14 protein-coding genes and 1 tRNA gene are annotated in these 17,577 nt (G+C 71.8%); 3 read left to right on the forward strand and 12 right to left on the reverse strand.

The genetic code is table 11. The annotated features are described in order from the left end of the window. Positions 1-37: 37 nt before the first annotated feature. From hrpA to ASF35_RS12880, 3 genes are read right to left on the reverse strand one after another with little or no spacing between them, the layout of a single operon-like run. The gene (gene hrpA / locus ASF35_RS12870; RefSeq protein WP_055968126.1) at positions 38-3,643 is read right to left on the reverse strand and encodes an ATP-dependent RNA helicase HrpA; all 3,606 of its coding nucleotides are present in this window, start codon (positions 3,641-3,643) and stop codon (positions 38-40) included. A gap of 11 nt (positions 3,644-3,654) precedes the next feature. Beyond that, complete coding sequence (locus ASF35_RS12875) at positions 3,655-4,413, reverse strand: CPBP family intramembrane glutamic endopeptidase (protein WP_055968129.1); 759 nt, start codon at positions 4,411-4,413, stop codon at positions 3,655-3,657. Further along, a complete protein-coding gene (locus tag ASF35_RS12880; RefSeq protein WP_055968133.1) occupies positions 4,410-5,309 on the reverse strand; it encodes a neutral zinc metallopeptidase in 900 nt (299 codons plus the stop codon). Before ASF35_RS12880 ends, ASF35_RS12875 begins: the two co-directional genes overlap by 4 nt. A gap of 79 nt (positions 5,310-5,388) precedes the next feature. On the opposite strand from ASF35_RS12880, the gene ASF35_RS12885 reads away from it, so the two are divergent. Together ASF35_RS12885 and ASF35_RS12890 are read left to right on the forward strand one after the other, a co-directional pair. Further along, on the forward strand, positions 5,389-6,666 hold the full coding sequence (locus tag ASF35_RS12885; RefSeq protein WP_055968137.1) for a DUF445 domain-containing protein: 1,278 nt from the start codon (positions 5,389-5,391) through the stop codon (positions 6,664-6,666). Positions 6,667-6,742: 76 nt separating this feature from the next. Beyond that, positions 6,743-6,828, forward strand: a tRNA-Leu gene (locus tag ASF35_RS12890). A gap of 69 nt (positions 6,829-6,897) precedes the next feature. Here ASF35_RS12890 and ASF35_RS12895 read toward each other — a convergent pair. Then, positions 6,898-7,692 carry an SDR family oxidoreductase gene (locus ASF35_RS12895; protein ID WP_055968141.1) on the reverse strand — a complete coding sequence of 265 codons (795 nt, stop codon included), beginning with the start codon at positions 7,690-7,692 and terminating at the stop codon, positions 6,898-6,900. Continuing rightward, on the reverse strand, positions 7,689-8,636 hold the full coding sequence (locus tag ASF35_RS12900) for an alpha/beta hydrolase (protein ID WP_055968145.1): 948 nt from the start codon (positions 8,634-8,636) through the stop codon (positions 7,689-7,691). Before ASF35_RS12900 ends, ASF35_RS12895 begins: the two co-directional genes overlap by 4 nt. A gap of 89 nt (positions 8,637-8,725) precedes the next feature. Between ASF35_RS12900 and ASF35_RS12905 the strand changes: the two genes are divergently transcribed. Beyond that, the gene (locus tag ASF35_RS12905; protein ID WP_055968147.1) at positions 8,726-9,271 is read left to right on the forward strand and encodes a TetR/AcrR family transcriptional regulator; all 546 of its coding nucleotides are present in this window, start codon (positions 8,726-8,728) and stop codon (positions 9,269-9,271) included. A 37-nt stretch (positions 9,272-9,308) separates the two neighbouring features. Here ASF35_RS12905 and ASF35_RS12910 read toward each other — a convergent pair whose 3' ends face one another. The 7 genes from ASF35_RS12910 to ASF35_RS12940 all read right to left on the reverse strand — a co-directional run bounded on the left by ASF35_RS12910 (position 9,309) and on the right by ASF35_RS12940 (position 17,569). Then, positions 9,309-9,995, reverse strand: coding sequence for a GAF and ANTAR domain-containing protein (locus ASF35_RS12910; protein WP_156364789.1), 687 nt, complete (start codon positions 9,993-9,995; stop codon positions 9,309-9,311). Between the two features lie 133 nt (positions 9,996-10,128). Next, the gene (locus tag ASF35_RS12915; RefSeq protein WP_055968154.1) at positions 10,129-11,079 is read right to left on the reverse strand and encodes a class II glutamine amidotransferase; all 951 of its coding nucleotides are present in this window, start codon (positions 11,077-11,079) and stop codon (positions 10,129-10,131) included. Between the two features lie 172 nt (positions 11,080-11,251). Then, the gene (locus ASF35_RS12920; protein ID WP_055968157.1) at positions 11,252-11,899 is read right to left on the reverse strand and encodes a hypothetical protein; all 648 of its coding nucleotides are present in this window, start codon (positions 11,897-11,899) and stop codon (positions 11,252-11,254) included. 2 nt (positions 11,900-11,901) lie between these two features. Next, positions 11,902-12,447 carry a hypothetical protein gene (locus ASF35_RS12925; RefSeq protein WP_055968160.1) on the reverse strand — a complete coding sequence of 182 codons (546 nt, stop codon included), beginning with the start codon at positions 12,445-12,447 and terminating at the stop codon, positions 11,902-11,904. 78 nt (positions 12,448-12,525) lie between these two features. Next, positions 12,526-13,602, reverse strand: coding sequence for an SDR family oxidoreductase (locus ASF35_RS12930; protein WP_055968163.1), 1,077 nt, complete (start codon positions 13,600-13,602; stop codon positions 12,526-12,528). 174 nt (positions 13,603-13,776) lie between these two features. Further along, positions 13,777-15,930 carry a family 16 glycosylhydrolase gene (locus tag ASF35_RS18095; RefSeq protein WP_156368039.1) on the reverse strand — a complete coding sequence of 718 codons (2,154 nt, stop codon included), beginning with the start codon at positions 15,928-15,930 and terminating at the stop codon, positions 13,777-13,779. A gap of 175 nt (positions 15,931-16,105) precedes the next feature. Further along, on the reverse strand, positions 16,106-17,569 hold the full coding sequence (locus ASF35_RS12940) for a VWA domain-containing protein (protein ID WP_082495503.1): 1,464 nt from the start codon (positions 17,567-17,569) through the stop codon (positions 16,106-16,108). Between the last annotated feature and the right edge of the window lie 8 nt (positions 17,570-17,577).

A 17,577-nucleotide genomic window follows, 5' to 3' on the forward strand; every position in this document is an offset into this window, starting at 1 on the left:
GACGCCCCGCGACCACCTCGGTCGCGGGGCGTCGTCGTCAGACGGCGAGGTCGTCGAGCATGCGCCGCAGCCGCTTGACCGAGACCGGCCGGGACGTCCCGAGGTTCTGCGCCACGACGCTCACGCGCAGCTCCTCGAGCGCCCAGCGCACCTCCTCGACGTCGGCAGCGTGCCGACGCAGGTCGCCGAGCCCGTCGGTCCGGTCGTGGAACTCGGCCTCGAGCTCCTGCACGCGCAGCAGCTGCTCGTTCGCAGGAGTGGCCAGCCGACGCCGTGCTGCCTCGAGGTAGACGTGCAGACGCCGCACCTGGCCGACCCCGAGCTCGCGGACGAACCCCGGGTGGACGAGCCAGCTGACCTGCACCCGCACGTCCTCCGCGGCCTCGCCCGGACCCTGGGGCTGCACCTGGGCGAGCTTCTCGAGGGCGCGCAGCACGTCGCGGAGCACCGCGGCGGTCGCGTCGTGCACCTCGGACCGGGCCTTCTCGCGCAGCGCCGCGAACGCGGCCTCGTCCCACACCGGGCCACCGTGCCGGGTCACCAGGTCGTCGAGTGCCGCGAGGCGGCAGTCGTCGAGCACGGCCGCGGCGTCCCGGTACGGGGAGGAGGCGAGCAACAGCTTCTGGCGAAGGTCGAGGGTGCGACCGAGCGACGGCGTGGTCGTGGGTGTGCCCAGGGCCAGCAGCCGTGCCTGGGCGCGCACCATGGCCACGTGCTGCTCTGCCTCGGTGTCGAGCACCGTGAGAGTCACCGAGGCACCGGCGTCGACCAGCGCGGGGTAGCCAGTCACCTGGCCCGCGGGAACGGTGCGCTCGATCGTGCCGACGTCCCACGACGTGATGCCCGTACGCTCGGCCGCGGCGGCCACCTGCTCGAGGTCGCGACGCACGACGTCGCTCAGCTCGGCCCGCAGCGCCTCCAGGTCACGACCCCGCGCGATCTCGGCGCCGTCGTCGACCACGCGGAACGTGACCAGCAGGTGCTCGGGGACGGCTGAGAGGTCGAAGTCGTCGGGCGTGACGAGGGTGCCCGTGCGCTGCCGGATGCCGCGCACCAGCTGCTCCAGGAGCGGGCCACCCGAGGGGTCCAGCACCTCGACCAGCGCAGCGGCGTGGTCCGGGACCGGCACGAGCTCGCGGCGCAGACGCTTCGGCAACGAGCGGACGAGCGCGACCACCAGCTCGTCGCGGTGTCCGGGCACGTTCCACAGGAACTCGGCCGGGTCCACCGACAGCAGCGCGTCGACCGGGACGTCGACGATCACGCCGTCGGTGTCGCTGCCGGGCTCGAAGGCGTAGGACACCTGGTACTCGGCCGACTGCGACGTCCACGTGGTGGGGAAGTCCCGCTCCAGGTCGCCGACGTCGGCCAGGAGCGAGTCCGGGTCGAGGTCGAGCAGGTCCGGGGTCTCGCGCGAGGTCTTCTTCCACCACGCGTCGAAGTGCCGCACCGAGACGACGTCGGCCGGGACCCGTTCGTCGTAGAACGCGAAGAGGGTCTCGTCGTCGACCCGCAGCCCACGTCGCCGCACGCGGTCCTCGACGGCCTCCGCGGCCTCGATGCGCTCGGCGTTGCGCTTCACGAACCCGTGATGCGTGCGCCACTCGCCCTGCACCAGCGCGTGCCGGACGAACAGCTCGCGCGCCAGGACCGGGTCGTGGCGACCGAGGGGGACCAGCCGATCGACGACGAGCGGGATCCCGTAGAGAGTGACCCGCTCCTTGGCCATGGCCGCACCGCGGCGTGCCGACCAGTGCGGCTCCGCGTACTGGCGCTTGACCAGGTGCGGTGCGGCCTTCTCCACCCACTCCGGCTCGACGCGGGCCACGGTGCGCCCCCACAGACGTCCGGTCTCGACCAGCTCGCCGGCCACCACCCAGCGCGGAGGCTTGCGCGCGAGCGCGGAGCCAGGGAACACCATGAAGCGTGCGCCGCGTGCGCCGAGGAACTCCTTGGAGTCCTCCTGACGCACGCCCACGTGGGACAGCAGGCCGGTGAGCAGGGCACGGTGCACGTCGGCGGGGTCGGCGCCCACCTTCCCGGGCTTCATCCCGAGGTCGCGGACGGTGCGGCGCAGCTGGGCGTGCACGTCCTGCCACTCGCGGATCCGCAGGTAGTGCAGCAGCTCGTCGCGGCACAGGCGCCGGAACGCGCTGCTGCTGAGCTCGTCACGTCGCTCGCGCACGTACTCCCAGAGCACGAGCCAGGACAGGAAGTCCGAGTCGGGGCTGCGGAAGCGGGCGTGCAGCTGGTCGGCCCGTGCCTGGTGCTCGGCCGGTCGCTCGCGCGGGTCCTGGATGGACAGTCCGGCGACGATCACCAGCACGTCGGCGAGGCAGCCCTGGCGGTCCGCGGCCAGGAGCATGCGTGCCATGCGAGGGTCGGTCGGCAGGCGCGACATCGTCCGCCCGAGCCGTGACAGGCGCGGGCGTCCGTCCCGGCCCTCCTGCAGCGCGCCGAGCTCGGCCAGCAGCGCGCGTCCGTCCCCGACGGCACGGCGGTCCGGCGGGTCGAGGAACGGGAAGTCCTCGACGTCGCCGAGGTCGAGGGCGGCCATCTGCAGCAGGACGGATGCGAGGTTGGTGCGCAGGATCTCCGGGTCGGTGTACTCGGGCCGCCCGTCGTGGTCGTCCTCGGCGTAGAGCCGGATGCAGATGCCGTCCGCCACACGACCGCACCGTCCGGCGCGCTGGGCCGCGCTGGCCCGCGATACCGGCTCGATCGGCAGCCGCTGGACCTTCAGCCGCTGGCTGTAGCGGGAGATGCGGGCGTAGCCGGTGTCGACCACGTAGCGGATGCCCGGCACCGTCAGCGACGTCTCCGCGACGTTCGTCGCCAGCACGATGCGACGCCCCGGGTGCGAGGCGAAGATCTTGGCCTGGTCCTGGGCCGCCAGCCGCCCGTAGAGCGGCAGGATCTCCGTCTGGCGCCAGCGCAGACCCTCGAGGTGCGCCGCGGCGTCGCGGATCTCGCGCTCCCCGGACAGGAAGACCAGCACGTCGCCCTCGCGGGGGAGCTCGGAGATGGCCGCGGTGATCCCGTCGAGCATGCCGTCGTCGGGATCGGTGAGGGGGCGGTACCGCACCTCCACCGGGTACGTGCGGCCACTGACCTCGACGACCGGTGCGTCGTCGAACATCGCCGAGAACCGACCGACGTCGATCGTCGCCGAGGTGACCACGACCTTCAGGTCGGGACGACGGGGGAGCAGCTGCTTGAGGTATCCCAGCAGGAAGTCGATGGCGAGGCTGCGCTCGTGGGCCTCGTCGACGATGACGGTGTCGTAGCGGCGCAGGTCACGGTCGTGGTGGATCTCGCTCAGCAGCAGGCCGTCCGTGACCAGCCGGATCTGCGTCTCGTCGCTCGTGCGGTCGTCGAACCGGACGGCGTAGCCCACCTCCTGGCCCAGCTCGACCTCGCACTCTTGCGCGATGCGGGCCGCCACCGAGCGGGCCGCGATCCGTCGGGGCTGCGTGTGCACGATGCGTTCGCGGCCGAGGAGCCGCGCGATCTTCGGCAGCTGCGTGGTCTTGCCCGACCCGGTCTCCCCGGCGACGACCACGACCTGGTGGTCACGCAGGGCCTGGGCGATGTCGTCGGCCCGGTCCGCGATCGGCAGGCCGGGAGCGACCTCGATCTTCATCCCCCCGCCCATCAACGGAGTCCCAGCCGGTCGCCGAGCAGCAGGACACCGACGAAGGCGAACACGTCGAGCAGTGTGTGGGCGACCACGAGGGGCGCGAGGCGGCGGGTCCGGTGGTACCAGTAGCCGAACACCAGACCCATGACGAGGTTGCCGAGGCCCTGGCCGAAGCCCTGGTAGAGGTGGTAGCTGCCACGGATCACGGCGCTCGTCCAGATGACGGCCCAGGGGCCCCAGCCGAGCTGGCGGAGCCGGGTGAAGAGGTAGCCGACCATGACGACCTCCTCCAGCACGCCGTTCTGGAAGGCGGCCAGGACGAGCACGATCGCCGTCCACCAGTACACGTTTTCGGGGACGGTGAGCACCTCGGCGGTGACGCCCAGCGCACGTCCTGCCAGGTAGAGCCCGATGCCGGGGAGCCCGATGACGGCCGTCAGGCCGATGCCCTCGGCCACCACGCGACGTCGGCTGCTGCCGGTGAGCCCCAGCCTGCGCAGCACGCCCGGGCCGTCACCGGCAAGCAGGAAGAGTGCGAGCGCGACGGGGACGAGCGCGAAGCCGATCCCGAGCAGCTGGTAGGTCACGTCCAGCCACTCGCGGTCGCTGCGCGAGGAGTTGAGGGTGGCGGTCGCGTCGCGCAGCGGCCCGCGGGTCAGGGCGGCCACCAGGCTGAGCACCGCGTACACCGCGGACTGTCCGAGGGACAGCCCCAGGACCAGCCAGACCTCGGCCCGGATGCGCGAGCGGCCCGGGGTGTGCGCCGCGGTCACAGGTCGTCGGTGGCGAAGGTGTCGCACTGGTTGGCGGTACCGCCCTCGTAGCCCCGCAGGAACCAGCGCTGGCGCTGCTCGCTCGAGCCGTGCGTCCAGGAGTCGGGGTTCACCGTGGCGCCCGAGGACTGCTGGATGTGGTCGTCACCGACGGCGGCAGCGGCCGACAGCGCCGACCGGACGTCGGCCTGCGTGAGTGGCTTCAGCAGGGTGTTGCCGTCCGCGTCCTCGGTGGTCGCGGCGTGGTGGGCCCACACCCCGGCGAGGCAGTCGGCCATGAGCTCGACCCGCACCCCGCCACCGGTCGCGCCGCTGCCCTCCTGCGCGCGTCCGAGCAGGCCGAGGACGTGCTGCACGTGGTGGCCGTACTCGTGCGCCACCACGTACTCCTGCGCCAGCGCGCCGTCGTCGGCCCCGAAGCGGCTCGAGAGCAGCTCGAAGAAGGTCGCGTCCATGTAGACGCGCTCGTCGGACGGGCAGTAGAACGGCCCCGTCTGGTTCGAGGCGGTGCCGCACGCGGACTGCGTGCTCCCGGAGTAGATGACCGTCTGCGCCGCTCGGTACTGACGGCCGACGTCGGCGGGGAGGGCGTCGTTCCAGTAGTCCTGGACGCTGTTGACGGTGCCGATGATCCGGCAGGTGTCGTCGCGGTTGGCGTCGGCGCCGGTCCGGCACTGGCTGAAGTCCTCGGTGGACTCCTCGCCCTGGGCGGCGACCTGGCTGGTGTCGAACGGGTTGCTCGACCCTCCCGTGACGCTGCTCAGGTCGACGCCGAAGAAGAGACCGATGAGCAGGACGACGATGCCGCCGACACCCCCGCCGATGACGGCCCCGCCGCGGGCCCGGCCCCCGGTGACCTGGCTGGTGTCGAGGCGAGCGCCCTCGTTGAAGCTCATGGCAGAAGTCTACGCAGCGTGATCAGCGACTCGGCGCTCTCGACCGGCCGACGCCCTCGCGCTCACCTACGCTCGGCCCGTGAGCACCTCCCTGACCGACCCCACCGGACCTGCGTTGTCGTCGGACCCCGCTGCCGACGAGGAGCGCCGTCGTGGCCTGCGCCGGATGCGGGTCGTCGCGACGTCGCTGCTCGTGGTCGCCGCGATCGTGTTCCTGCTGACGCGGGAGCGCGACGGTGCGTGGGGCTACGTGAACGCCGCGTCCGAGGCGGCCATGGTCGGCGCGATCGCCGACTGGTTCGCCGTCACGGCGCTGTTCCGCCACCCGTTGGGGCTGCCGATCCCGCACACGGCGATCATCCCGCGACGCAAGGCGTCGCTCGGGGCCAGCCTGCAGGAGTTCGTCACGGAGAACTTCCTGCGCCCGGAGGTCGTCAAGGAACGACTCGAGTCCGCCGAGCTGACCCGACGCACGGGTGTCTGGCTGGCCGACGGCGACCACGCGGCCCGGCTGGTGCGCGAGGGGTCGAAGATCACGGCCCACGCCCTCACCCGAGTGCGACCGGAGGACGTGGCCGCGCTCGTGGAGGAGGCGATCATCCCGCGCCTCGTCGAGGAGCCGCTCGCGCCGGTGGCCGGCAAGCTGCTGGGCGACGTCCTGGCCGAGCGCGCCCACGTGGGCATGGTCGACCTCGTCCTCGACGAGCTGCACGCGTGGCTGCTCGACAACGCCGACGAGGTGAGCGCGCTCGTGGGGGAGCGGGCACCGTGGTGGACCCCGCAGTGGGTCGACGAGCGCGTCGGCGCTCGCCTGCACCTCGAGGCCGTCTCCTGGGTGAGCGAGATCCGCAGCCAGCCCGACCACCGCGCCCGCCGCGCGCTGGACGGCTGGCTCGGCCGCCTCGCCGACGACCTGGAGGACGACGCCGAGACCCAGCAGAAGTTCGAGCGGCTGAAGACCCGCATGCTCAACCAGCCGCAGGTCACCCGCACGGGCGTCGCCGTGTGGGACGCGCTGCGTCGCGCCCTCATCGACACCCTGCAGGACGAGGAGGGGATGCTGCGGCGCCGCGCGCTGCAGGAGCTGCAGAACCTCGCCGCCCGCCTCCAGGAGGACGAGGCCCTCCAGGCACGCGGCGACCGGGTCGTCTCCGAGGCCGTCGCCTACATGGTCGACCACTACGGAGGCGAGGTCGCGACGATCATCTCCGCCACCGTCGACCGCTGGGACGGTGACGAGACGGCCCGCAAGGTCGAGCTGCACGTGGGTCGCGACCTGCAGTTCATCCGGATCAACGGCACCGTCGTCGGCGGTCTCGCAGGCCTGGTCATCCACACGGTCTCCCACCTCGTCTGAGCAGGGGTGGGGGTGCTGGGCGCTCCCGGACCGGCTGGTACAGTTCCTGACTGCACCACGGATCCTCAGGGTCCACGTCCGGGTGGCGGAATTGGTAGACGCGCTAGCTTGAGGTGCTAGTGGCCCGATAGGGCTGTGGGGGTTCAAGTCCCCCCTCGGACACGTTGAAGGGACCGGCCCACTGGGCCGGTCCCTTCGTCGTTCCGCATCCGCCCGGCGCAGACGGCGACCTCAGTGCTTGAACGGGTTGAACGTCCTGCCCAGGACGTACTGGAGGCGGAACGGCACCGGCCGCATGCCGTGGGAGAGGACCTTGTTGACAAGGCCGGGCACGCACACGGGCTTGCCTGCGTTGACCGACGCCCACCCCGCGCGCACGACGGCCTCGGGCTCCTGCCAGAGGACGGACGGAAGCGCGGAGGCGGCCTCCGCGCTTCCCATCGTCTGGTGGAACTCGCTGTGGGTGAACCCGGGACAGAGCGCCGTGACGTGGACGCCGAAGGGCTTGAGCTCCATGTCCAGCGCCTGGGACATGTCGAGGACGTAGCTCTTGATGCCGGTGTAGAGCAGGCTCTCGCCGGGCGGGGCGAAGGCCGCGAGGGAGGACAGGTTGACGATCCGACCCCAGCGCCGCTGCTTCATGCCCGGGACGACGAGGTGCGTCAGCTCGGTCACGGCGGTCACCATCACCTGGAGCTCGGCAGCCAGCGAGTCCCACGGGGTCTCGGCGAAGGCGGTGCTGCCCGACATGCCGGCGTTGTTGACGAGGACGTCGACGACGAGTCCCCGGTCCTCGACGAACGCCATGATCGCCCTTGGAGCGCCCGGGTCGCTCAGGTCCGCGGCGAGGACCTCGCAGCGCACGCCGTGGGCGTCGGTGAGCTCCTGGGCGAGCTCGTCGAGCCTGTCCTTGCGTCGGGCGACGAGGACGAGGTCCAGACCCTCGGCCGCGAGGGTGCGGGCGAAGGTGGCACCGATGCCGGCGGATGCTCCGGTGACGAGTGCGGTACGGGTGGGAACGGTCATGAGGTCTCCTTCGAGCGGGTCGGCGTCGGGGGTAGGTGTCGCAGGAGGAAGGCGAGCTGGTCCGAGACGACCGTCTCGAACAGGGGCTCGACGTAGGGATCGAAGTGGCCGCCGTCGTAGACGTGGACGGTGGACCGTCGGATCGTGGCCGCGGCCCGCTCCGCGACACGTCGGGGAGTGATCGCGTCCTGCGAGACGATCTGGACGAGCGCCGGGCACTCGATGCCGGCCGCCCAGCGGCGAGGTGAGTACGCGCCGATGCTCAAAGCGATGCGTGCCGCGACCGTTCGGGGATAGGCGTCCTCCGACAGGCCGGACTCGTGCACGAGCCGGAGCATCCCGGCGTAGGCGTCGGGGGAGGTCATCATCGCGGTGCGGCCCGGGACGTCGACGCTCGCGATGTAGACGGGGTCGCGGCCCAGTCGAGCACCGACGACGTCGCGGACGCCCGGCACGACGGCACGTAGGGCGGCGCGCAGCCCGGTCGACCTGACAGCGGCGGGGCCACTGACGTGGGGGACCTGGGCGATGATCGCCGCCAGAGGCTCTCCCTGCCCGGCGATGGTGATGACGTGGCCACCGGCGAAGGAGGTGCCCCACGCCACGACGCGACTGCGATCGACTCCGTCGAGGGACCTGGCGTGCCCGAGGGCCGCCCGCCAGTCCTGGTGCTGCATGGCGATGTCCAGCACCTGTCGTGGCTCGCCGTCGCTCTCACCGAAGCCGCGGTAGTCGAAGACCACGACGACGTACCCGGCTGCGACGAAGCGCTCGGCGTAGGCGTAGAGCCGGAGCGCACGCACCGACCCGAACCCGTGGGCCATCACCACGACGGGACGCTCCTGCGGAGCGCCGGAGGGTCGGTACACCCGAGCGGCACAGCGGGTGCCGGAGGAGTCGAACCACTCCTCCGACGTCGTGAAGGCGTCGCTGGACGCGACCATGGTGGGCTCCTCGTCTGCGGCGGCTGCTGTCTTGAACAACGATCAAGAACGTACTTGGTTCTTGAACGGCGTGCAAGATACAGTGACGCATGCCTCGGAACCGCCGCCCCCGTGATCGCGAGGAGAAGTCCACCGAGATCGTCGTGGCAGCAGCGACGCTGTTCGCCGACGACGGGTTCGAGAACACGTCGATGGCCAAGGTCGCCCGTGCCGCCGGGGTCACCACCACGACCATCTACTGGTACTTCGAGGACAAGGACGCCCTCCTGGTGGCGGTCCTCGACCATCTCCTGGGGCAGGCGCTCCAGGGCGCGGAGGAGCACGTCGAGCAGCCTTTGACCGATCGGCTCCTGTGGGTCGTCGAGCGCCTCACCAGGCAGAGTCGGCTGGTGACGACCGTGCACTCGCTGGCCACCTCGTCCCCGAGGGTCGAGGCGTGGCACTCCGCTTTCCACGAGCTGACGGACGCCATCCTCGCCGACGGGTTGCGGCACGCAGGCGTTCCCGAGACCCAAGTGCCCGCGATGACGCGTCTGGGGGTCTTCGCCGTCGAGGGACTGCTCATGCATCCGCTGCCGGTCGAGGAGCAGCGCGCCGTCCTCGACGCGTTCTCGAACGGACACCGAGGTCGCTGAGCTCCGGTACCGTCGCGTCGGCGCCGCGGGTCCGGGCTCAGCCCTCGGACCGGGAGCGGATCTCGCTGCGCCGATCGACGATCTCGGCGGCCACCTCGCTGAGCTTGACGTTGCGGCCCTGGGAGAGACGCGTGAGGTAGGCGAACGCGGACTCGGCGTCGATGTCGAAGACCGTCATCAGGACTCCCTGGGCCTGTCCGATGGTGGTGCGGTTGTCGACGGCGCGCATGAGGTGGGCGCGCTCCTGCGCCGCGGCGAGGGCGACGGACGCGTGGGCCCCGAGGACGCTGAGGGCGTCCACGTCGCTGGTGCTGAAGGCGTCGCGGCGCCGGGCGTACACGTTCAAGGAGCCGTAGCGCCGGTCGCCGACGGCCAGGCGCACGCTCAGGGAGCTGGAGTAGCCGCGGTCCTCGGCGTAGACACCCCACTGCGGCCACCGGGGGTCGTGGGCCGCGTCGCCGGTGAAGAGGACGGAGGTGTCGGTGCGCACCACGTCGAGGCACGGTCCCTCGTCCAGCTCGGCCTGTCGGGCGTGCGCCTCGTTCACGACGCGTGAGGTGCTGACCGGAGTCTCGATCCGTCCGCGCGCTCGCAGGAGCAGGATGCCCGAGTCGTCGGCGTCCACGGCCCGACAGGCGTACTGCCCGATGCTCTCGAGAGCCTCCGTGTCGGTCTGCGGACTCAGCTCCACCGCCATCGTGGAGAAGAGCTGCTGGAGTTCCATGGTGTCGACCTCCGCTGGCTGGGTCCAGGGCACCGGGCCCGGCGCCTGGAGGGCGCCCACGAGCGCGGGCACCACCGGGCACGTACCCGGTGAGGACCGGAACTCACGGTGCCGATCGCAGGAGCCTCGTCGCCTACACCGACAGCGCGCGGACGTCCTGGCTGATCCCCTCGTCGGTGGTGCGCAGGAACACGACGTGGCCGAACTCGAGGTGGGACCAGTCGTCCTCGCCGTCGGTCAGGGGCTCGGAGGCGAAGATGGCCGACGTCGCCTCCTCGGGCGAGTACTGCCCGAACCCGTAGGTCCCGGCATCGTGCTCGAAGTCGCGTCCCGCCGACAGGTACATCGGCTCCAGCAGCATCGACAGCGCGAAGTCGTCGGTACCCGGTCCGGCCTTGCGCAGCTCCCGCCAGTCGCCCTCGGGCGCGGTCTCGCCCTGGTGCCCGAGCCCGGCGTTGACGCCGATGATGCGTCCGGGCGCGACGAGCGCCATCTTCAGCTTGGTCAGAGCCGGGAGGTCGAGGGTCTCCATCGCCTTGGCCACGAGCCGCAGCAGCTCCTCCACCGCGAGCTGCACGCCGTCGTCGCTGTCCTCCTTCAGGAGGGAGAGCAGCAGGACGTACAGGAACTCCGTGTCGGTGGTCCCGCGCATCTGGCTGAGGAACTCGTCCTTGCAGTGCTGCAGCAGTTCACGCTGCAGGAGCTGCCAGCCCGGCAGGTCGCCGTTCTGGGCGATGATCCACGGGGCGCCGTCGAACGAGAAGGGATGGCAGTTCTCGTCGGCCAGCACGCAGCTCGCGTCGTAGTTGGCGGCCCGCACGTGGGCCAGCAGCGTGCTGGCCTGCAGGCTGGGGACGATGCCGGGCGCGTTGTCGTCGTAGAACGCCGCCATCGGCCGGTGGTAGAGCAGGGGCTCGTCGGGCTTCAGCAGGTGCTCGCTCCAGATGCCGAACCCCCACCCGGCCAGCTGGAGCTGCGGGTGACGCTCCGGGTCGAGCGACTGGTTGACCAGACTGTTCTCCGGCGTGAGCAGCAGGCTCTCGACGGGGACCTCCGGCCCGATGTAGGCGAGAACTCGGCACATGGGCGTCCCTCACTGGTGGTCGGCTCCGGCGAGAGGTCGCCGCGGATGCGGCGCGTCCGATCGGGCGCGAGCCTCCGAGCCTACGGCTCGGAGCAGATCCTGCACGTCGCTGCGCGCCGCACGCACGAGCGCCCCTGGCGACCGTGGTCGTCAGGGGCGCCCGCGCTCGCGCTCAGTCCTGCGTGCGCTCGTCCTTCTTGGCCTCGACGAGGTCGTCCAGCACCTCGGCGTCGGCGTGCGCCTCGGTGGCGGCCTCCTTGGCCTTCTTCGCCTCGTCCAGGCCGGCCTTGGCCTTCGTCCGGGCCGCCTTCTTCTTGGCCTCCGCCGCGGTGGCGACACGCTTCTTGCGCTGCTCGACGGTCTCGGTGCGGCGCGCGGCGACCTCGTCGGCGGCGACCTTCTTCTCCGACGCCTTGGCCTGGGCCTTCCGTGTGGCCTGCTGCTTGCCCTGCTCCTCCGCCTTCGTCGCCTCGGTGGCGCCGGTGGCGACGCGCTCGGCGGCCGCCTGACGCTTCCGCTCGGCCTCGCGGCGACCGTCTGCGGCGACGCGCTCGGCCGCCGCGCGACGCTCGTCGGCCTGCTTCTGGAGGCGGGCGGCCTCGACGAGGGCGTCGACCCGCTCGATGCGGGCGGTCCCGCGCGCGGCGAGGGCGTCGTGGTGCAGGAGCGTCCCGGCCGCGCGGTCAGCGGTGCCGATCGTGCGGTCCACCGTCAGGCGAACGGCCGACGACTCCGGCAGGCGCGACGTCAGTCCCCGGTCGATCACGGTGAGGGGCAGTCGTGCTGCTGCGTAGGGCAGGGCGATGAGGGTGCTGATCATGGTCATCCTTGGCTCGGGTCCTGGTCGCGCAGCTGCGCGGCCTGTCGTGCGGCGGCGTCGGCCTCGCGCTCGAGACGCGCTCGGTCCTCGGCGGCCTGACGCTCGGTGGTGGCGGCGTCGGCGGCCAGCGCCTCGGCGTCGCCCACGGCCGTCTCGGCCAGGTCCTCGGCGCGCTGCTCGGCGGCCTGACGCCCGACCGCCTCCTGCTGCGCCGCCTCGTGCTCGGCGGCGACGTGCTGCTCCTGGCGCTCACGGTCGACGGCACGCTGGGCGGCGTCGGCCTGGTCGTTCGCGGCCTCCTGGTGCGCCGCAGCCTCGTGGTTCGTCTCCCGGAGCTCGCGAGCGGCCTCCTCGCGCTTGGCGTCGGCGACGGCCTTCTCGGCCACGGCGTCCTTGCGGTGGGCGGCCTCGGCCTGCTGGAGCTGGCCCTCCTCGGCGAGGTCGTCACGGCCCGTCACCGCACCGACGACCTCCTTGGCCTTGCCGGCGATGTTGTCCAGCAGGCCCTCGCGGGCCTCGGCTGCTGTGTCGTCCTTGTCGTGGGTCATGGGGACGACGTGCCCACCCCGCCCCGAACCATGCAGTCCTTCACGTGTGACCTCGCACTCAGGGCCGCCGGGACGGGCTCAGGGGATGATCCGGGCCTCGCGGTAGCGCTCGAGGTGGTGGAAGAAGCTCTCACGGGTGTCACGGAACCCCAGGAAGCCGGCCGCGCGGCTCTTGTTCATGTCGGTCACGCACTCGATCGAGCGTCCCAGGTCGCCGTCGGTGTGCCACCAGGAGGCCACACGGCCGAGGTCGGGCTCCGCCAGGCCGTGCTTCTCCGCGAGGTCGCGCCATGCGTCCTCCATGCCGGCCATGGCCACCTCCAGCGGGCGCGGCTCGACCTCGAAGCCCTCCCACGGGACGCCGAAGTGCTCCGCGATGCGCGGCCACAGGGTCCGCCACCGGAAGACGTCACCGTTGGCGATGTTGAACGCCTGGTCCCGACCCGCGTCGTGGGTCGCCGCCCAGACGATCTGCTCCGCGAGCAGGTCCGCGTCGGTCACGTCGGTGAGACCGTCCCACTGCTGCTGCGACCCGGGGAAGACGAAGGTCAGCCCCAGCTCGCGGCACAAGGCGGCGTAGGCCGCGACCGTGAGCGTGAGGTTCATGGCGTTGCCGGTGGCGAAGCCGAGGACGGTGTGCGAGCGGTGGACGCTCCACGTGAAGCCGTCGCGCTCGGCCGCCGCGAAGAGCTCGTCCTCCTGGGCGTAGTAGAAGTTGGGGTGGTCCAGGCGCGGCTCCTCCTCGCGGAAGGGGGTGTCCGGGACCTCGCCCGTCCCGTAGGCCTCGAACGGGCCGAGGTAGTGCTTGAGCCCCGTCATGAGGGCCACGTGCTGCACGGAGCCGGACGGCGCGAGGGCAGCCAGCAGGTGTCGCACGGCACCCGCGTTCACCCGGATGTTCTCCTCCTCGGTGTCCTGTCGCGTCCACGCCGTGATGGCGACGAGCTGCGGGTCGACGCCCTCCAGCGCTCGCACCAGGCCGTCGGGATCGCCGAGGTCGGCAGCCACCGGCGTGACGCCGTCGGGCGCACGGCCACTGCGCGAGAGGCCGAAGGTCTGCCAGCCATCGGCCGCCAGCGTCGCGGCGAGGGTCTGGCCGACGATGCCGGAGGCACCGACGACGAGGGCACGGCGGGCAGGAGCGTCAGTGGTCACGGAGATCCTTCGGTGGGGGAGGACCCGACGCGGAGGCGGACGGGCCCATCGCCATCGTGCGTGGTCGCTCCACACGGCGCGCGTCGTCCGCTCCGGACGCGGCGCGTCGACCCTCCCGGACCGAGAGGGTCGACGCACGCCGCCGGGCGGCGGGACCTGGGCTGCCGAGGCCGCTCAGGGGTTCATGCGGTACACCTTCACGCTGTCGACCACGTAGTCGAAGGCGTCCTTGGTGTACTGCTGGTCGGGCATGCCCCAGTAGGACGAGCCGACCTGCATGTTCAGACGGATGTTGAACGGGCTGTCGAACGCGCTCTCGGCCCAGGGCACCTCCTCGACCGGGATGGTCGACAGCACCTGGCCGTCGTACGTGAACTGCATGCAGTCGGGCGTCCAGTTGAAGCCGTAGGTGTGGAAGTCCGAGTACACGCCGGGCGACTTCGACGCCCAGTTCGTGTGGGCCCAGGAGTACCACTCGCCCCGCTGCTTGCCGAGGTTGGTGTCCTCCCACAGGGTCGTCGTGTACGAGCCCGCGGGGTTCCAGCGCTGGATGGACTCGCCTCCGTACGCCTCCATGATGTCGATCTCTCCGTTGGTCCTGTCACCGCGGAGCCAGAAGGCCGGCCAGACACCGCGCGTCATCGTGTGGGCGGTCGGCAGCTTCGCGCGCATCTCCCAACGGCCGTACTTCTGCGAGAACTTGCCGATCGTGTCGATGTAGCCGGTGTCGTACCAGCGTTCCCTGATGCCGGTGCTCACCGTCGCGGCGCTGCTGCGACGTCGGCCCTCGATCGTCATCGTGCCGTCCGAGACGTCGATCGCGTCCTTCGTCAGGTACGCGGCGTCGAAGGACAGGTGGGTCTTGTCCCGCACCCGCCACTTGCCGGGATCGAGACTCGTGCCGGTGAACTCGTCGGAGAACGCGAGCGTCCGCTTGCTCGGGACGTTGAGGTCGTTGCACGTCTGCGTCGAGGTGCTCGGCGGAGGCGTCGGCTCAGGTGTCGGGGTCGGGGTGGGTGACGGCGTCGGGGTGGGCGTCGGCGTCGGGGTGGGCGTCGGCGTCGGGGTGGGCGTCGGCGTCGGAGTGGGTGACGGCGTCGGAGTGGGTGACGGCGTCGGAGTGGGTGACGGCGTCGGGGTGGGTGACGGCGTCGGGGTGGGTGACGGCGTCGGAGTGGGTGACGGCGTCGGGGTGGGTGACGGCGTCGGGGTGGGTGACGGCGTCGGGGTGGGTGACGGCGTCGGGGTGGGCGTGGGCGTCGTTGCCGGATCGGTGACCGTCACCGTGGCGCGCCGGAAGCGCAGGGCCTCGCCGGCCGCGAGGCCGTCGCCCCGGTACACGACGCGGATGCGGCTGCCGGCGCGCTCGGTGCGCAGCTGCGCGCCGAGCCACACCCACGCACCGGCGGAGTCGCGGACACCGGCGAACGACTGGAGGATCGAGCCGTCCGGGGCGACCTCCTGCAGCGTCATCCGCACCGGTCTCACGGACCCGGCGACGTCGACCTGGCTCGCCACGTGCACCAGCGAGCCCGCCGACCTGACCGACTCGGTCGAGGTCCGCGACGTCGCCGTCACGTCGTCACCGGACGACCGGGTCTGCACCTGGCACGCGGGCTCGGCGCCTGAGAGCGCGGTGACGCTGGCATTGACCGACGGGGTCCACCCCGTGGCGCCGGACGTGCAGCCCGGGTTGGGGATCCACTCGCCCGGCTTCGCGGGCGGCTCGACCACGGTCACCTTCAGGGAGCGGACGAAGAGGTGCTGGCGGCCCTTGGCCTTCAGGTTGAACGCCCGCACCGTGATGCGGCTGTCGTCACGCCCGATCGTGAGGGTGGTCGTCAGGGTCCGGTAGCGCACCGAGCTCTTCACGAGCGGGCTGGTCCGCCAGCGAGGGGCCGACGCGACGGCGGCGTGCTCCTGGGCGCGGAGGGCGATCCGGCCGGCGCTGCTGCTGGCGCGCACCTGGGCCGAGACCGTGACCCGGGTGCCGGCGGCGAAGGTCGTGGGGCTCACGCCGCTGCGCACGTTGATCGACTTCGTGCGGCGCGAGGTGTTGGTGACCGCGAGCGACCTGGCCGACCCCGACGAGCCCACGCTCAGACGAGCCCCCGCGTTGGGGTACCAGTACGCGCGGCCCTGCCGGAAGTCGTGGTTGCGGACGACGTCCGCCGTCGTGGGGGTCCAGACGGTCGCCGACGTCGGCGCCTCGCTGGTCTGACCGCCCACCGCGGGGGTGCCGAGCACCCCCACGGTGACGATCCCCGAGATCAGCACGACGCATCCCCGTCGTGCTGCGGACATCCCGGTGACGGTGCGTTCTCCCATGGCATGCCACCTCGTGTGTGTTGTTGTTCTCTCCCAGACGCGGTGCTGCGGTCTCCCATCCGCCCACCACGCTGCGCCGACTCAACCACACTTCGGGACTTTAGTCCCGACAAAGTTCAGAATTGATCGGAAAAGGACCCGGATAAACCCGGGCGAGTTTCTCGAGGTCGAGAACTCAGGCCGGAAGAAGTCGGCCGATGAAGGACTCGAGCTGCTCGATCGTGCTGCAGGCGTGCATCGGCACGACCTCGGCGTACTCGGGCGCCACGGAGTCGCCGAGGCCCCAGCGGGACGGGTGCTCGGGGTTGAGCCAGAAGGTGCGTCGCGCGCGGTCCACCACGGCGGCCAGGGCCGGAAGTCCCAAGGGCTGGTTGTTGTTGCGGGCGTCTCCCAGGATGAGCACGCTCGTCCGTGGTCCGACGGCTTCGAGGTGGGTCGTGGCGAAGTCGGCGAACGCCTCGCCGTAGTCGCTGGAGGTGTGCCACGAGGTCACGCGTGCCTCCTGCGCGATGCGATCGGCAAGGTCTCCGCCGTCCTTGACGATGTCGGTGACCTCCGCCGTGGCGTTCACGAAGGCGAACACCCTGATCTTGCTGAACTGGTCGCTCAGTGCGCGGACCAGCAGCATCGTGAAGGCGGAGAATCCGGCCACCGACCCGGAGACGTCGCACAGCAGCACCAGCTCCGGACGACCCGGGTGGGGCCGCGCGTGCACGGGGACGATCGGCACGCCACCGGTGCCCATGGCGCGCCGCATGGTGCGCCGGACGTCGATCCGACCTCGGCGCGCGGCTCGGCGACGAGCGGACAGCCGGGTGGCGAGCCGCCGGGCCAGGGGGCCGACGGCCGAGCGCAGGTCCTCCAGCTGCTGACGGTTGGCACTCAGGAAGTCGATGTGGTCGCTCGTGGAGCGCACCGCGTGCCGGGTCACGACGTCACGCCCCCGCGACTCGGCCGTGCGTCGCCGTGCCTCCGCGGCCACCATCTGGCGGAACGCCTCGACCAGTCGGCGCACCTCGTCGCGCTCGAGCCGGTCGGTGAACGGCGCCTCGGCCGGCGCCTGGGGCGGCGCCGCCGAGCCCTGACCGGTCCCGGACCCACGTGCGGACCCGCTCCCCGGCCCCCCGGACCCGCGGAGCCCGAGCGCCGCGGCGATCGTCGTCTGCGGTGCCAGCCGGTCGAGGGTCTGGAACGCCGACCATCCCTCGGTCCGCGTGCCGGCGCTGCCCACGACGCCGAGGGCGTCCACCGCCAGCTCGGCCACCTGCTCCAGCGTCCGCAGGTCGCCGTCGGCCAGGGCCATGGCCAGGAGGTCGCGCAGGTCCTGGGCGTCCACGGGACCCTCGTGCTCCTCGACGGCGGCCGAGACACCCACCCCGGCGGGGAAGTACAGGTCGAAGGTCATGTCGAACACCTCGCGCTGGCCGCTGCGCCGCATCAGGGCCGCGGCGAGCCCCTCCCGCAGGAGCGTCCGGTCCTGCAGCCCCAGCACCGTGGCCACCTGGCCGGCATCCACCACCTCGCTGGTCCCGATGCGCAGCCCCTTCGACCGCAGGGCGCCGGCGAAGGCCACCAGGCGGGCGGCCAGGTCCTCCCCGGCGGCCAGACCGGCGGTCGCTCCCGACTCGTCGTTCGACACGGCTGTCC

Origin of the sequence: Aeromicrobium sp. Leaf291 (genome assembly GCF_001423365.1) — a bacterium.
Taxonomy (GTDB): Bacteria; Actinomycetota; Actinomycetes; order Propionibacteriales; family Nocardioidaceae; genus Aeromicrobium.

Bases quoted from the DNA above. Each gene is read 5' to 3' on its own strand.
- ASF35_RS12925 (WP_055968160.1), bottom strand. From the start codon at position 12,447: ATGACCCACGACAAGGACGACACAGCAGCCGAGGCCCGCGAGGGCCTG.
- ASF35_RS12895 (WP_055968141.1), bottom strand. From the start codon at position 7,692: ATGACCGTTCCCACCCGTACCGCACTCGTCACCGGAGCATCCGCCGGC.
- ASF35_RS18095 (WP_156368039.1), bottom strand. From the start codon at position 15,930: ATGGGAGAACGCACCGTCACCGGGATGTCCGCAGCACGACGGGGATGC.
- hrpA (WP_055968126.1), bottom strand. From the start codon at position 3,643: ATGAAGATCGAGGTCGCTCCCGGCCTGCCGATCGCGGACCGGGCCGAC.
- ASF35_RS12900 (WP_055968145.1), bottom strand. From the start codon at position 8,636: ATGGTCGCGTCCAGCGACGCCTTCACGACGTCGGAGGAGTGGTTCGAC.
- ASF35_RS12910 (WP_156364789.1), bottom strand. From the start codon at position 9,995: ATGGAACTCCAGCAGCTCTTCTCCACGATGGCGGTGGAGCTGAGTCCG.
- ASF35_RS12880 (WP_055968133.1), bottom strand. From the start codon at position 5,309: ATGAGCTTCAACGAGGGCGCTCGCCTCGACACCAGCCAGGTCACCGGG.
- ASF35_RS12920 (WP_055968157.1), bottom strand. From the start codon at position 11,899: ATGATCAGCACCCTCATCGCCCTGCCCTACGCAGCAGCACGACTGCCC.
- ASF35_RS12915 (WP_055968154.1), bottom strand. From the start codon at position 11,079: ATGTGCCGAGTTCTCGCCTACATCGGGCCGGAGGTCCCCGTCGAGAGC.
- ASF35_RS12905 (WP_055968147.1), top strand. From the start codon at position 8,726: ATGCCTCGGAACCGCCGCCCCCGTGATCGCGAGGAGAAGTCCACCGAG.